The sequence below is a fragment of the Pseudacidovorax sp. genome, from assembly GCF_017991995.1.
Classification (GTDB): Bacteria; Pseudomonadota; Gammaproteobacteria; order Burkholderiales; family Burkholderiaceae_C; genus Xenophilus.
On record NZ_JAGOPN010000001.1, the window covers coordinates 135,084 to 148,444 of the forward strand.

Annotated in this window: 14 protein-coding genes and 2 pseudogenes; 9 read left to right on the plus strand and 7 right to left on the minus strand. The window is 65.3% G+C overall.

All coding sequences use genetic code 11. The features are described from left to right. Window positions 1-304: 304 nt before the first annotated feature. The 5 genes and pseudogenes from KBC94_RS00665 (at window position 305) to KBC94_RS00685 (ending at window position 3,804) form a co-directional block, all read left to right on the plus strand. Window positions 305-1,267, plus strand: a complete 963-nt coding sequence (locus KBC94_RS00665) for a tripartite tricarboxylate transporter substrate binding protein (RefSeq protein WP_294365206.1) — start codon at window positions 305-307, stop codon at window positions 1,265-1,267. 17 nt (window positions 1,268-1,284) lie between these two features. Further along, the gene (locus tag KBC94_RS00670; protein ID WP_076511126.1) at window positions 1,285-1,626 is read left to right on the plus strand and encodes a chorismate mutase family protein; all 342 of its coding nucleotides are present in this window, start codon (window positions 1,285-1,287) and stop codon (window positions 1,624-1,626) included. Window positions 1,627-1,830: 204 nt separating this feature from the next. Continuing rightward, the gene (locus KBC94_RS00675; protein ID WP_076511125.1) at window positions 1,831-2,367 is read left to right on the plus strand and encodes an XRE family transcriptional regulator; all 537 of its coding nucleotides are present in this window, start codon (window positions 1,831-1,833) and stop codon (window positions 2,365-2,367) included. A 397-nt stretch (window positions 2,368-2,764) separates the two neighbouring features. Beyond that, window positions 2,765-3,232: a helix-turn-helix domain-containing protein gene (locus KBC94_RS00680; RefSeq protein ID WP_294365212.1), complete on the plus strand. Its 468-nt coding sequence runs from the start codon at window positions 2,765-2,767 to the stop codon at window positions 3,230-3,232. Then, a pseudogene (locus tag KBC94_RS00685) lies at window positions 3,229-3,804 on the plus strand (PIN domain-containing protein). Before KBC94_RS00680 ends, KBC94_RS00685 begins: the two are co-directional and overlap by 4 nt. Before the next feature lie 340 nt (window positions 3,805-4,144). On the opposite strand, the gene KBC94_RS00690 reads toward KBC94_RS00685, so the two are convergent. Genes KBC94_RS00690 through KBC94_RS00700 form a run of 3 tightly spaced genes read right to left on the minus strand, consistent with a single transcriptional unit; the run spans window position 4,145 to window position 7,493 of the window. Next, complete coding sequence (locus KBC94_RS00690) at window positions 4,145-5,047, minus strand: plasmid partitioning protein RepB C-terminal domain-containing protein (protein WP_294365215.1); 903 nt, start codon at window positions 5,045-5,047, stop codon at window positions 4,145-4,147. Continuing rightward, window positions 5,047-5,937, minus strand: a complete 891-nt coding sequence (locus KBC94_RS00695) for a plasmid partitioning protein RepB C-terminal domain-containing protein (RefSeq protein WP_294365217.1) — start codon at window positions 5,935-5,937, stop codon at window positions 5,047-5,049. Before KBC94_RS00695 ends, KBC94_RS00690 begins: the two co-directional genes overlap by 1 nt. Beyond that, complete coding sequence (locus KBC94_RS00700) at window positions 5,934-7,493, minus strand: recombinase family protein (RefSeq protein WP_294365220.1); 1,560 nt, start codon at window positions 7,491-7,493, stop codon at window positions 5,934-5,936. Before KBC94_RS00700 ends, KBC94_RS00695 begins: the two co-directional genes overlap by 4 nt. A 50-nt stretch (window positions 7,494-7,543) precedes the next feature. Here KBC94_RS00700 and KBC94_RS00705 point away from each other — a divergent pair, with 50 nt between their 5' ends. From KBC94_RS00705 to ligD, 4 genes and pseudogenes are all read left to right on the plus strand, one after another. Then, window positions 7,544-7,933 carry a hypothetical protein gene (locus tag KBC94_RS00705; protein ID WP_294365222.1) on the plus strand — a complete coding sequence of 130 codons (390 nt, stop codon included), beginning with the start codon at window positions 7,544-7,546 and terminating at the stop codon, window positions 7,931-7,933. Window positions 7,934-8,286: 353 nt separating this feature from the next. Next, window positions 8,287-8,373 (plus strand): annotated as a pseudogene (locus KBC94_RS28830) (type I methionyl aminopeptidase); the annotation flags it as partial. A 146-nt stretch (window positions 8,374-8,519) separates the two neighbouring features. Beyond that, complete coding sequence (locus KBC94_RS00715; RefSeq protein ID WP_294365227.1) at window positions 8,520-8,705, plus strand: DUF3606 domain-containing protein; 186 nt, start codon at window positions 8,520-8,522, stop codon at window positions 8,703-8,705. Between the two features lie 7 nt (window positions 8,706-8,712). Beyond that, window positions 8,713-11,250, plus strand: coding sequence for a DNA ligase D (gene ligD / locus KBC94_RS00720; protein WP_294365229.1), 2,538 nt, complete (start codon window positions 8,713-8,715; stop codon window positions 11,248-11,250). 83 nt (window positions 11,251-11,333) lie between these two features. On the opposite strand, the gene KBC94_RS00725 is transcribed toward ligD, so the two are convergent. From KBC94_RS00725 to KBC94_RS00740, 4 genes are read right to left on the minus strand one after another with little or no spacing between them, the layout of a single operon-like run. Next, the gene (locus KBC94_RS00725) at window positions 11,334-11,636 is read right to left on the minus strand and encodes an antibiotic biosynthesis monooxygenase (protein ID WP_294365237.1); all 303 of its coding nucleotides are present in this window, start codon (window positions 11,634-11,636) and stop codon (window positions 11,334-11,336) included. 25 nt (window positions 11,637-11,661) lie between these two features. Further along, the gene (locus tag KBC94_RS00730; RefSeq protein WP_294365240.1) at window positions 11,662-12,075 is read right to left on the minus strand and encodes a PaaI family thioesterase; all 414 of its coding nucleotides are present in this window, start codon (window positions 12,073-12,075) and stop codon (window positions 11,662-11,664) included. After that, a complete protein-coding gene (locus KBC94_RS00735; protein ID WP_294365243.1) occupies window positions 12,072-12,866 on the minus strand; it encodes an alpha/beta hydrolase in 795 nt (264 codons plus the stop codon). Before KBC94_RS00735 ends, KBC94_RS00730 begins: the two co-directional genes overlap by 4 nt. Further along, entirely contained in the window at window positions 12,863-13,225 is a 363-nt protein-coding gene (locus KBC94_RS00740) for a nuclear transport factor 2 family protein (protein WP_294365247.1), read from the minus strand. The genes KBC94_RS00735 and KBC94_RS00740 overlap by 4 nt, the downstream gene beginning before the upstream one ends. Between the last annotated feature and the right edge of the window lie 136 nt (window positions 13,226-13,361).

Consider the following 13,361-nt stretch of genomic DNA (forward strand, 5'->3'; position numbering starts at 1 on the left):
TCCCGCCTTCCTCGGCAGGTGCTTCGGGACTGCAACCGACTGCAGGGTGAGGCGGCAGGGCTGCATGACGCGCGGCGCGGCGGCCGCGGATTGCCTCTGAGGCAAGCCTTGAGGCGGCGACGGGTTGTTCGAAAACTGCCGGCTTTTCTGACCCGGAGTGCCCATGTCCCGCCCCTCGCTCATTCCTCCTTCTCTGCCCGCCTTACGTCCCCCTGCGACATCTCTGGCGTCGACGGCACGCCGGCTCGGTGCCAGGCTGTCACGCGCGACGCGTTGCGGGGCGCTGTCGCTGATCGCCGCCGCCATGGGGCTGGGCCTCTCGACCGTCGCCTCGGGCGCCGAGCCCGTTGCCGATGCAGCGAGCACCCCAGGGTGGCCCAGCCGGCCGCTGCGCATCCTGGTGGGCTTCGGTCCCGGATCGACCCCGGACCTGGTGGCGCGCATCGTGGCCGAGCCGCTGGCCCGGTCGCTGGGCCAGCCCGTGGTGGTGGAGAACCATGCGGGCGCCAGCGGCAACATTGCGGCGGCGCTGGTGGCCAAGGCCACCGACCAGCACACCATTGGCATGCTGATCAACGGCAACATGACCATCGCCAAGATGCTCAATCCCGCCACGGCCTACGAGCCGCAGAAGGATCTGCAGCCCTTGAGCCTGGTGTGCGTGGCGCCCATGGTGCTGGCGGTGCCGGCGACGTCTGCGGCCAACAGCGGAGCCAGCTTCCTCGCGGCGGCCAAGGCCGCGGGCAATCGGTGGAGCTACGGCAGCCCGGGCGTGGGCACCTTGGGCCACCTGGGCATGGAGGTGTTCAAGGCCCGCACCGGCCTGGTGCCGGTGCATGTGCCCTATCCGGGCAATCCGCAGGTGATCACCGGCATGGTTGGCAGCCAGATCGACCTGGCCCTGCTGCCGCCGGGGCTGGCGCAGACCCAGGTGGCCTCGGGCAAGCTGCGGGCCATCGGCATCACGGCCCGCCAACGCTCGCCACTGGTGCCCGACATGCCCACGCTGGTGGAGGCCGGGCTGCCCGCGCTTTCGCTGGAGATCTGGACCGCGGCGGCGGCGCCGAGCAGCCTGCCCGCGCCCATCGCGCAACGCCTGTCGCGCTTGATCGCCGAGATCGTGCGCACGCCCGACGTCGGTCAGAAGCTGTTCCGCCAGGGGTATCAGGCCGCCGGCAGCACGGCCGAGGCGCTTGGGCAGCGGGTCCAGGCGGACACGGCACTGCTGGGCGAGATCATTCGCACGCAGCACATCGTGCAGGAATGAGCGGGAACCTCGACATCATGACCGCTTCTTCGAACACGACGGCCCCGACGGGCGAGCAGGCCCATGCCGGCGAGGCGCAACTTGCGGCCCTGCGCGCTGAACTCGACGAAACCGATGGCCTGCTGCTGGAGACCCTGCGGCGGCGGCTCGATGTCTGCGTGCGCATCGGCCACCACAAGAAGGCCTTCGGCGTGCCCATGATGCAGCCCCAGCGCATCGGCGTCGTGCAGGGCCGCGCGGCCGAGTTCGCCGCCCAGCATGGCATCTCGCCCACGTTCCTGCGCAGTCTCTACGAACTCATCATCCAGGAGACCTGCCGCCTGGAGGAGGACATCATTGGACCCACGCCTGGCGCTTGAGGACCCGCGATGGCCGTGCCGCCGGGGTGCCCACTGGCCGCTCGTGACCAGGCGGCAGGGAGGGCGCACGCCATGAGTCGGCTGCGCAGGGCCTCGCCCCTGCCCACCGGGCGGGTGATCCCGCTGCCGGCGTCGGCGCTGCCCACGCTACGCCAGCCCCTGGCGGGCGAGCCGGACTCGGCCGTTTCCCGGGTCGGGGCGCAGATCCGCGCGCTGCGCACGGCGATGACGATGTCGGGTCTGGGCCTCGCCCAGGCCAGCGGGGTCTCGCGTTCCATGCTGTCGCGCATCGAGCGCGGCTTGGTGTCGCCGTCGGTCGACACGCTGGAGCGGATCGCGCGCGGGCTGGGTGTGCCGGTGGCGCGCTTCTTCGCGGACCAGGCTGAGCGCATGGATTTCAGCCTGGTGCGGCGGGGCCAGGGGATGCCGGTCGACCGGCTGGGCGCGGTGGCCGGCTACCACTATGAGTTGCTGGGCCACCTGCTGTCCGGGCAGATGTTCGTGGAGCCGTATCTGGTGCGGCTCGATACCGACGCGCCTGCCTACGCCAACTTCCAGCATCCGGGGCTGAAGTTCATCCACCTGCTGAATGGCCGGGTGAAGTACCGGTACGGGCCGCGGGTGATGGACCTGGAGGAGGGCGACTCCCTGCTGTTCGACGCCAGTGCCCTGCACGGGGTCGAGGCCATCGAGGCACGGCCGGTGGCTTATCTGTCCATCGTGTTCACGCTGAGACCCTGAGTGGCGTTGGCGTGCTGAGACTTGCCGGGGCGGAGCACCGGTCTATCGGTCGACCGCGGTGAGCCCTCAACCTCGCGCAACGTTTCAGCGGACCGCCCGCGTGCATCGCGGGCTCATACGGTGCGATGCAATATGGGACACCGGGTGCCTGCGGGCATCTTGCGCCGGCGCGCCATCGGATGCCTCCATGGAATGGGCGGAATGTCCGGTGCCTGCCGCCGTTGATCTTGGCGTGGCGGCGTCTCATTGCTGGGCCGGAGGCCGACTTGTTCGATTTCTGGGCGGCGCAGGCTGGCATTCCTCGCCATCCTCGCGGTCATCTTCGTTTCGTTTATTGCGAGTTTCGTTTGTTTCGAATAAGATGGCGGCTCGATACCAGCCCAGCGGAGCCGCCATCATGACCCAGTCCACCACCTTCGAAGCATCCCTGCCGGTTGCGCGAGAGGTCGCTGCGGCCACGCAAGGCCAGCGTGCACTGGCAGCGTTCCTGTCGACGCAGCTGGAGACGCAACGGATCCAGATCTTTGACGAGAAGAACGAGGCGCATGCCGTCGAGCTGCCCACCTCTGCGCTGCGCCTGCTGGTGGACATCCTGTCGGAGCAGGCCGAAGGCAACGCGGTCAAGGTGGTGCCGATCCATGCGGAGCTCACCACCCAGGAGGCCGCGGACATGCTCAACGTGTCGCGGCCCCACTTGGTCAAGCTGCTGGAGTCGGGGACGCTGCCCTTCCACAAGGCGGGCAAGCACCGTCGGGTTCGGTTTGCCGACCTGATGGCCTACAAGTCCGCCCAGGAGCGGACCAGTGCCGCCGCCATGGAGGAGCTTGCCGCGCAGGCCCAGGCGCTGCAGATGGGGTATGAATGAAGAGCTCGCCGTTCACGGCGGTCTTCGACGCTTGCGTGCTGTATCCCGCGCCGTTGCGCGACTTCCTGATGTGGCTCGCTCTGTCGGGGCAGTTTCGCGCACGCTAGACCGATCTCATCCATGACGAATGGGTGAGAAACCTGCTGAAGAGCCGCCCCGAGCTCGAACCTCCCAGTCTTCAGCGCACCGTCGACTGCATGAATGCTGCGGTGCCGGATGCGCTGGTCACCGGCCACGAAGCGTTGATCGACGGGCTCACGCTGCCGGACCCGGACGATCGGCATGTCCTTGCCGCCGCCATCCGATGTGGGGCCAGTGTGATCGTCACCTTCAACGCGCGTGACTTTCCAGAGGATCGTTTGGCGCCCTTCGGCATCGAAGTGCAGCATCCGGACGAGTTCATCGACAACCTCTTCGATCTGGATCAGGCGGCGGTGGTTGCTGCCGCGCAGAAGCAGCGGCGGACGCTCAAGAATCCGCCTATCGATGCGGACCGCTACCTGGACATCCTGCTGAAGCAAGGCCTGACGCGTGTGGTTCGGGACCTGGTGAGCTTTCGGACGGTTCTGTGAACGGGGCTGCTCGTCCTACACCTTTTCCTGCACGCCGGTAGCGTAGGCATCAGGCCCTGTCTAGGCTTCAGACGACGCTCTGGAAGCCAGAGGCCAGGCTCCACACAGGAGGCCGGGGACGCGTGGAGCGCGGACAACGCATTCAGCGCCCTAGCGCCGTCGAACGCGTGGCGAGAACAGCCGCTGGAGGCTGAATTGACGCGGTGACCACGGCTGGACAGACCAAGATCAGTGCGGCGCCGAGCCCGTGCACGCCGTGGGCCTTGTGGGTGCTCGGCATGGGCGGAGCGATCGTTGTACTGGGCCGGCAGCGAAAACGGCACGGCACGTCCAACGGCGTTCAGTGCGCAGGCAGGGTCTTGATGTCCGCAATGATCTGCAACTGTTCGAGGTATTCCGCGCGGTTCTTGGCCAACCACCGCACGACCGAGGCGTTCTCAAGCAGCGTCTTGCCGATGTACGTCTTGATGATTTCCAACTGCAGGTTTGCCGGCCCGTAGCCTTCTTCCAGCAGTTTTGTGTCGGCTTGGACGGCCGCAAGTTCCCGCTCCAGTCGTTGAAGCGCTTCGACGGGAGCCGCTTTTGTGGCGCGGGCGGCGGCCTGTTCGGTCAGCTGCTCTGGAGGGGTGGCCTGCAGCATGGCGGTTGCCAGCTTCGTTGAATACTTGCCGAGATTGACCATGGCCTGGGCGACGTCGATCTGACGAAATGGCTTCATGCGCTTCAGCACCCGAAACGTCCCATAGGTGGTTGGCTTGTCCGCGAGCAGTGCCACTGCCTCATTGCAGACGCCGTCGAGCAGCCTGAACTGCTGACGAATCGAGTCGGCGGAGACATTCAGCACCTCGGCAAGTTGGGCCACCGATGCGCCGCGGCCGGCGGCCCGCACAATCATTCGATGCTCCTGCACCACTGAGAGGCGATTGACGCGCTTGTTGTAGGTGTAGCCTTCGTCGTCCGTGGAGATGAGGCACATCGCTTTCGGAACGCCCATTTGCCGAAGGATGTCGAGCCTCAGCCTGCCGTCCAGCACCAGAAACGAGCCGGGTGTGGCTGGGCTGTGGGCGATCACGATGGGCTCGACCAGGCCGATGGCCTCGACCGAGGCCCGAATCTGCCGGTACTTGACCGTGTTCTTGATGTTTTCAGGGAGTTCGACCGCGCAATGCAACAAGTCCAGATCGATGTTCTGACAGTCGCGCTCGAAGCCCAAGCGCACGGTTCGGGTGGCCTTGCCTGCCATCAGTCGAGGCCCACGGAGGTTGTCAGGTCCGCCAGGGGCTTCGGAACGGTGACGAGACCCTCATCTCTCAGCACGGCGCAGAAGCGCAGGTCCGAGAACAACTCCTTGAAGATCTGTTGAGCCAGCAACAACGATCGTTGGGTGAACTCTGCCTTCTTTTGGATACGTCGATGAATCTCGACGTCCCTGCTGTACAGCTTGGCCAGCTCGTCTGGCGTCATCTGCGCGCGGGCAGGCCCCCTGCCGCCCGCATTGATCCACTTACCATGTCGCGCTCGCCGGGCGATGATCTTGCGAACAACGGTGACCTTGCGGCCTTTCAACTCGCCACTTTCATAGGCGTCGATCAACAACTGCTGAACTTCGGCATCGCTTGAGCGTGAGATCGAGACAGCCAGATGCAGTGGCATGTCGCCTGCTTCGGTAGCGGCAAGCAGACGCCTCTCGCCGTGCTCCAGCAAATGCGAAACGCAATTGACCCATGACGCGGTACACCCTAGTTTTGTGGCCACCTCGCTGTCCGAATACCCGCGCTGCTTCAACGCGCGTACATGCTCAAGCGTCTCGACAGAGCGGGGGGATCGGCGCGCGACGTTCTCGACAATGCTCATCAGATGCGCCGTCTCCTCGTCGACGTCCACAATGATGGCGGGGATCTCTGTCTGGCCCAGCATCACACAGGACTCGAGGCGCCCCTGGCCGCATATGAGCGCAAAGGGCGTGGGTCCCTTTCCTTCCGGCATTCGACGCACTGTGATGGGCCGCTTCAGTCCGACCTGCTCAATGCTGTCCGTGATCGTTTTGTGGATACGCGGATTCCGAGCACGCGGGTTGGCCACCGTGATGTCTGCGATGGCAATCATGTGGACTTTGTTGGTTGGCGTCTTCATGGCGTCTCCGGCACGGGGGTGCGTCCAGCAAACTGGTAGAGCAGTTCGAGTGAATCCACGCGGTAGGCGTCGAGGCTGAAGCCGTTGTCCTCAGAGGTGGGCAGCACCTCGGTCGCGAAATCGAGCGCAGGAAACACGTAGTAGTCCTGCGGTACGCAGTTGTCGGGCCCCATTCTGGCGACGACGGTGATGTCCGGATGAAGGCTTGTGTCGAAGCGGATTCGCCAGCGGTTGGACCCATGCGCCGTCTGCTGGCATCGGGCAATCACCAGGGATGTGGTGAATTCATCGTTGACCGTCAGCAGGTCGGTGGCCGCGTCGATCTTTGTCCATCCACCCCATTCGGCGATGGAGGAAGCCATCTCGGAAACCAGCACTGGGTGCTTCTTACGCAGTGCGCGGTTGATCTCGAGGTATGCATAGTCCCGGCGCGGCTGATAGCCAATTAAGCTGTACGCCCGCAGCAGACTGCCGAACCGGCTACGGTAGACCGAGCTCGATGGCGTTCCCTCTTCCTCGTCGATGACGATCCCGGACAGCGCGCCATGCTTCTCGAGTGTCGCTCGCAGCACGGCCAGCAAGTGCTCGTCCTCAAGGTGGATGGCGCGCGCATCGATGATGGCGCGAGCGCGCAGGAATTGCTCCACCGGCACGATCCCGGAAAAGGCGCCATTGCACCGAACCCAGCTTTCCGGCGGATTGCGCACATGCTTGATCTTCAGCTTGAACGACGTGCGGTTGTAGACGTTATTGCCGACATATTTCTCGTTGGTGAGGATCTGGTGAATCGTGCCGCGTGTCCAGGGCTTGCCCGCATCGGAAAGAATGCCCTCGCGATTCAGGGCTGATGCGATCACCCGCTCCGGGCTTCCGTCTTCCAGGAACATGCGGTAGATCCGGCTCACCACCTCCTGCTCTTCGGACGGCCCTGGAACCAGAATCACTCGATCGGTCTGGATGCTCTTTTTCTCGCCTCTGGAGAGAAGGCCTTTGACGGTGCCAGCTTCGTCGACGAGTTGCCGTCGCAGGCCAAATCCTGGCGCGCCGCCTTGCCGATAGCCATGCTGAACAATGTTGCACGCTCCCGCGAATACCTTCACCGAGAGTTCGCGGCTGTATTCCGCCGCCATGCTCCGCTTGATGCCAATGAATACAGTGGAGGGCAGCGAGCCATCGTTGTTGAACGGCTCCGCACAGTAGATGACTCGGATGCCTCGACTCTTGCAGGCATGTTCGTAGACCGCAGCTTCGTCCGGATCCGGGAAGCGGCCCCAGCGACTCACGTCATAGACCAGGACCGCGGAGAAGTTGGGTGAGGCGGTACGTACGTCGTGGAGCAACGCCTGGAGGCCATTGCGGCCTTTGAGGTTCAACCCACTCTTGCCCGCATCCTCATAGGTCTTGACGATGCGCATCCCATGGCGCTTTGCATAGTCGGAGATCGCCGCCGATTGATTTTCCGTCGAGTAGCGCTGATGTTCGGTCGACATCCGGACGTACTGAGCCACGGGCAGTTCGTGGGCTTGTCCATGTTTCGCACCAGTGTCGTCATTCACCTTGCGCCCTCGATTGCGGCGGTGTGCCGCAGGATGAGAAGCTAAAGGCGGTGCATGACAGCGACGTGACGGGGACCAACCAAACTGGCCGGACAACTGGTGTGCAATGGCGCAATGCAGCGCCGGCCGTGGCTCAAGCGCTGGGTTTTTTCGACCCGGGCAGGTCGTCCAGCTTCTTGGCCAAATCCATCAGCAGCCTGGGCAAAGGGGATGAGACCGGCTTTACGGCCGGACCAGAGTCTGCCTGCGAGAAGGCTGAGGCGACGGCACTTGCGGCCGCGAGGTCTTGGAGTCGGAACGGTTCCGTTGAGGTGCAGCAGTTGCATGAGTCGAAGGACCAGCTCTCGCAACATGGCAATCTCCGCGTCCTGGGCGGCTTGGTCCTCTTCCATCTCATCCACTGCGAGTTCGAGAAGTTCAATACGCGCCGCATCTTTTGAAGTCATTTCCAAATCTTAGCTGTGTGCAAACCCTGAAATGCGGGCCAAGCGGATGGGGAGAAAATCCAATGTGGGTGCAGCGCGACCAAGCTGCGTGGCGAACAGTGGTCGGGCTGGAAGGGCGTCGCTGCATCCACGAGATGCGCAACGCCGCGGTCTGCGCCTACTCCGCGCTACCTGGCATGACCGGGCCTTCTTACATCTTCGAAGGGGAGATGGGCTTTATCGCGCCAGTCACTGGCCTCATCGACATCGAACCGGCGGACGTAGGCAAGAGGGCCAGTCACGACTTCCGTATCCGGCTTGCGAAGACCAAGATGTGTCTCACCAGCGGAGAGATGCAGACTGCGGTCTCGGCCCAGTTCGAGCACACGGTGGCCGTTACACGCCATGGCGTACAGGTGCTGACCTTGCAGGCAGGCGAAAGCGTGCCGCACTGACTCTACGCCGGCGCAGTCAGAAACGGGCCACCAGGGGGCGCATGCGCAGGCTTGAGGCTGTAGGAAGCGGCGCGCACAAAGATCTGCCAAAAGCAGTTGCGTCGTGAGGTGTCCGATGCTCTTCTTCTAGGGTAAAGGAGATCACCATGTCCGACGACCGCACGCAAGCCCATGGGCATGATCGCAGCCGCATCAACATTCACGAGGACTACGAAGTCCATGACTGGGCCAAAAAGTTCGGCGTGACGCCGGACCAGCTACGAACGGCGGTGGAGGCCGTCGGCCCTGAAGCCAAGAATGTCGAGCAGTACCTGAGCGCCGAGAAGAAGTAAGGCGCGCATGCCCGCCTCCACGCGCCAGAAGCGCGGGCTGCAGGCGTACACCGCCAAGCGCAACTTCGCCCTCACGCCCGAGCCGCGCGGGCAGGAGGAGCAGGGCGCTTCCCCGGCGCTGAACTTCGTCATCCAGAAGCACTGGGCGAGCCGGCTGCATTACGACTTCAGGCTGGAGCTTGATGGCGTGATGCTGAGCTGGGCGGTGCCGAAGGGCCCTTCGTACGATCCCGCCGTGAAGTCGATGGCCATCCAGGTCGAAGACCATCCGCTTGGCTATAACAGCTTCGAAGGCACCATTCCTGCAAAGCAGTACGGCGCCGGCGAAGTGATCATCTGGGACCGTGGCACGTGGGAGCCCATGGGTGACCCGCGCGAAGGCCTCGAGGTCGGCAAGATCCTGTTCCGTCTGCACGGCGAGAAGCTGGCCGGGCTCTGGGAGCTGGTCCGCATCTCCAAGCCCGGGGAGAAGAAGCAGGACCAGTGGATGCTCTTCAAGAAGAAGGGCGATGCCTGGGCACGGTCCAGTACCGACTACGACGTCGTCACCGCCTTGCCGGACAGCGTGGTGGCGCATCCACTCGGGCTGGTCGAAGAGCGTGAGCCCCGAGCGCCGCCGCCCCGTAAGGACGAGGCACCGGACCTGGCCAATGCATTGCCGATCAAGAAACTCCCGAAGAGCTTCGCGCCGCAACTTGCCCGGCTGACCGAGCAGGTACCAAGCGGCGACTGGATCGCCGAGAACAAGTTCGATGGCTATCGCCTGCTGGCCCGCATTGAGCAGGGCCGCTGCAGCCTCTTCACGCGCAACGGCCACGACTGGACCGACAAGCTCCAGAGCCTTGCCAACGCCGTCGACGCGATGGGCTTGGTCGACGCCTGGATCGATGGCGAGATCGTCGTCGTGGACACCCAGGGTGTGCCCAGCTTCAATGCGCTGCAGAACGCGATCGACAGCGCGAAGAGCGAGTCCATCACTTACTTTGTCTTCGACCTGCCCTATGTCGGCGACACCGATCTGCGCGCCGTGCCGCTGCGCAGCCGCCGTCTGGTGCTGAAAGCGCTCCTGAAGGAGCGTGGCTCCGACCGGGTGCGATTCAGCGAAGCGCTGGATGCCGAGCCCTCGCAGTTGCTGGGTGCAGCCTGTCGGCTTGGCCTGGAGGGCCTGATCCTGAAGGACCCGCGGGCTCCCTACGTGTCCGACCGCTCCGATACCTGGCTCAAGCTCAAGTGCCAGAAGCGGCAGGAGTTCGTGGTCGTGGGCTACACGGTGCGCGGCGGCACGACCAATGCGGTGGGGGGCCTGCTGCTGGCGGTGCATGAGGGCGAGGCGCTGCGTTATGTGGGCAACGTCGGCACCGGTTTTGACGCCACGACGGCACGGGACCTGCACGACAGGCTCCGGGTGCTGGAAACGGACACGCCGGCGGTTGAGCGCAGTTCGGTGAAGCCAGGACGTTGGAGCCGCCGCACGGCCGGCAGCGAGCGGTGGGTGCGCCCCGAGATGGTGGTTGAGGTCGCGTTCGCCGAATGGACGCCCGAGCGACATGTGCGCCATGCCATCTTCAAGGGCGTGCGCGCCGACAAGCCGCCGCAGGACATCGGGATCGAACAGGCGGTAAAGAAGCGAGCCGAGCCGCGCAAGGCGAAGTTGGTCGCCCCTGTGGTGGTGACGCACCCGGATCGGGTGATCGACCCGTCAACGGGGCTGCGCAAGGTGGATCTGGTGCGCTACTACGAGAGCGTCGCCGAATGGATGTTGCCGCACCTCGCGCACCGGCCGGTATCCCTGGTGCGCGCACCGCAGGGTGTGACCGGGCAGCTGTTCTTCCAGAAGCATCCGGAGACGCGCGTGCCAGGACTCGGCCAGCTCGACCCTGGCCTTTGGCCGGGGCATGCGGCTCTGCTCGTGGTGGACAGCACGAAAGCCTTGGTGGCCGCAGCGCAGATGAACACCGTCGAGTTCCACACCTGGAATTCGACCGCGCGAAAGATCGACCAGCCGGACCGGATCGTGTTCGACCTGGACCCGGGGGAGGGAGTGAGCTGGGGCGAACTGCAGGAGGCTGCTTTGCTCACGCGCACCCTGCTGCATGAACTGGGACTCGACGCCTGGCTGAAGACTTCAGGTGGCAAGGGCCTGCATGTGGTCGTGCCCATTCAGCCCCGGCTGGCCTTCGACGCCGTCAAGCAGTTCTCGCGCGACGTCGTGGCGCACATGGCACGGGTAATTCCCCAGCGCTTCGTCGCCAAGAGCGGGCCGAGCAACCGCAAGGGCCGCATCTTCATCGACTACCTGCGCAATGGTCATGGGCAGACCACAGCCGCAGCGTTCTCGGCGCGGTCCCGGCCTGGCACGGGCGTGTCCATGCCCATCGCCTGGGAGCAACTCGGCGAGGTCAAGAGCGGCGCGCAGTGGACCGTTCTCACGACGCGGGAGTACCTGTCGTTCCAGAAGAGTGATCCGTGGGCGGCGTACTGGACGAGGCGGCAGTCGCTGGCGCAGGCGGTCAAGACGCTGGCCGCGGCACGGCGAGATGGATAGGGGGGAGCGTGTCGTCCGGCTCTCCAAAATGATTGGTGTGTCGGCGCTCAGGAACGGGCCTTCGCCTTAGCGTCGGACCAGCTTCACGGATCGGCCCGCAACTGCGTCCAGATGGCGATGCTCCGAGGCTCGGCCAGGATTTCCTCGAGGGCGGCGTGCCACGCCCTCCGGTAGTCGCGCTGCAGTTGCACGGTCAACACGTCCTGCCGGTCGCTCCAGGTCTCGTGCAACTGAAACATGTATGGCCGGTCCGGATCGACGTGCAGTGCTGCCCGCACGAAGGTGGCTTCGCCGCGCATGGCATCGAGCACGCCGTCCAGCAACGCATGAAAGCGTCGCACCTCCGCCGGCTTGACATGGAAGGTGATCACGTAGGTCTCGTTCATCGATGGATGCCTCCGTTACGACGGATCAGGTCAGCACGACGGTCACCAGCGCCTGCGCGATCGCAATGCCCATATCGCTCGCGACCTCCACCCGCACGGCATGCTGGCGCGCGCCACTGCGCAGCGCCAGTCCGGTCGCGAGCAGCGCGCAGCCCTCGGCCGGTGAGAGGTAGGTGATCGCCAAGCTGGAAGTCGCCCCTCCGGCTGGCGGTCGGTGGGCGGCGGATACCGCGGTGGCGACGGCCACGACATCGGCCAAGGTGGCAATCACCCCTCCATGCACCAACGCGCCTTCGGTGACGTTGCCGCCCGAAAACGGCAATCGCACCTGCACCTTGCCAGGTTCTGCGTGGGCGAGGCGCAGGCCGAGCTGCAGTGCGACGGGCGAACCGAGCAGCCGCGCCGCGATGAGTTCGTGGGCGATGCCAGGCGCGATCATGGTGCGGCCCGTCGTGCGATGTCATCGGCCAGCCGGCGCGCATGCGTCACCATGACGCCGTGCGCCACGCCCTCGTACACGACGAGTTCGGCGCCCGGGATCGTTTTTGCGTAGACGCGTCCGCTGAGGTCCAGCGGCGCGGAAACGTCGCGATCGCCATGGATGATGGTCACCGGCAGGTCCAGGCCGGCTGCATCCGCCGAGAGGTCGGTATGGGCGATGGTCCGCTGGAACTCCACCACCGCGCGACGGGAGCAGTCCAGCACCATTGCAGCCATCCAGTCGTTGATGCGCGCGGGGGAGCCGGGCGCGAAGGGGCCGATGTTGGCGTCGATCCAGCCCGACAAGTCGCTGCCGAGCTGTCCGCACAGCAGGTCCACCATTTCGGCCGTGATCCCGCCCTGGCCGATCACGCGCGGACCGGTGGCACCCACGAGGATCAGCCGCGCCACCCGCGCACGGCCATGGCGCCCGAGATAGCGCAGGGCCTCGCCGCCCGCGCCCGAGTGGGCCACCAGTGTGACGCCGCGCAGGTCCAGGTCTTCCAGCACCGCAGCCAGGTCGTCGGCCAGTGCGTCGTAGTCGTAGCCGGGCCGGTCGGTGGACCGGCCATGGCCGTTGCGGTCGTAGGCGATGGTGCGCAGTCCGGTGGCGTTGAGGTGCAGCATGGTCTCGCCCCAGATGCGGCCATCCATGGCCCAGCCTGCCAGCAGCACCACGGGCGGCCCCTCGCCCCAGTCGCGGACATGCAGCGCGTGGCCATCGCCGCGTGGAATCGAGGCGCGGCTCATGCGGCAGAACCGTCGAGGAAGCCGATCACTTCGGCGATGCGGCCCTCGGCATCCAACCGCACGACGTCGGTCCCGGTGGCCACGGCGGAGCCGCCGTCCGGCGCCAGCGTCCACGAGAAGCGCACGAAGTGGCCGTGCGTGTCGGGCGTGCCGCGAAGGGTGAAGGCATGGCCGGGAAACTGCGTGCGCGCGGCCGAGATCATCGTGGCGATGCCGTCGCGGCCTTCGCCTTGCATCATCGGGTCGGCATAGCAGGCATCGGCCCGCCAGTTGGCGGCCAGACGACGGTCGCGCGAGGCGTCGTCGGCGTCGTTCCACACGGCCAGATAGTCGCGGGCGAGGGTGTTCGGATCGATCATGTTCAGCTCCTGGTTGAGGTGCACCGAGTGTGTGGAGCCGGGCGATGAAAAGCGATGACCTCGCAGGTCATGGCAGCGCTGCGCCGGGGCGCTGGCATGGCCGCATGAAGATGCAGGCGAACAAGGTCGTCGGACT

What these genes read in the sequence shown, in the direction of transcription:
- KBC94_RS00715 (WP_294365227.1), top strand. Translation starts at nt 8,520, where the DNA reads ATGTCCGACGACCGCACGCAAGCCCATGGGCATGATCGCAGCCGCATC.
- KBC94_RS00735 (WP_294365243.1), bottom strand. Translation starts at nt 12,866, where the DNA reads ATGAGCCGCGCCTCGATTCCACGCGGCGATGGCCACGCGCTGCATGTC.
- KBC94_RS00730 (WP_294365240.1), bottom strand. Translation starts at nt 12,075, where the DNA reads ATGATCGCGCCTGGCATCGCCCACGAACTCATCGCGGCGCGGCTGCTC.
- KBC94_RS00690 (WP_294365215.1), bottom strand. Translation starts at nt 5,047, where the DNA reads ATGGCAGGCAAGGCCACCCGAACCGTGCGCTTGGGCTTCGAGCGCGAC.
- KBC94_RS00695 (WP_294365217.1), bottom strand. Translation starts at nt 5,937, where the DNA reads ATGAAGACGCCAACCAACAAAGTCCACATGATTGCCATCGCAGACATC.
- KBC94_RS00725 (WP_294365237.1), bottom strand. Translation starts at nt 11,636, where the DNA reads ATGAACGAGACCTACGTGATCACCTTCCATGTCAAGCCGGCGGAGGTG.
- KBC94_RS00670 (WP_076511126.1), top strand. Translation starts at nt 1,285, where the DNA reads ATGACCGCTTCTTCGAACACGACGGCCCCGACGGGCGAGCAGGCCCAT.
- KBC94_RS00680 (WP_294365212.1), top strand. Translation starts at nt 2,765, where the DNA reads ATGACCCAGTCCACCACCTTCGAAGCATCCCTGCCGGTTGCGCGAGAG.
- ligD (WP_294365229.1), top strand. Translation starts at nt 8,713, where the DNA reads ATGCCCGCCTCCACGCGCCAGAAGCGCGGGCTGCAGGCGTACACCGCC.
- KBC94_RS00740 (WP_294365247.1), bottom strand. Translation starts at nt 13,225, where the DNA reads ATGATCGATCCGAACACCCTCGCCCGCGACTATCTGGCCGTGTGGAAC.
- KBC94_RS00665 (WP_294365206.1), top strand. Translation starts at nt 305, where the DNA reads ATGGGGCTGGGCCTCTCGACCGTCGCCTCGGGCGCCGAGCCCGTTGCC.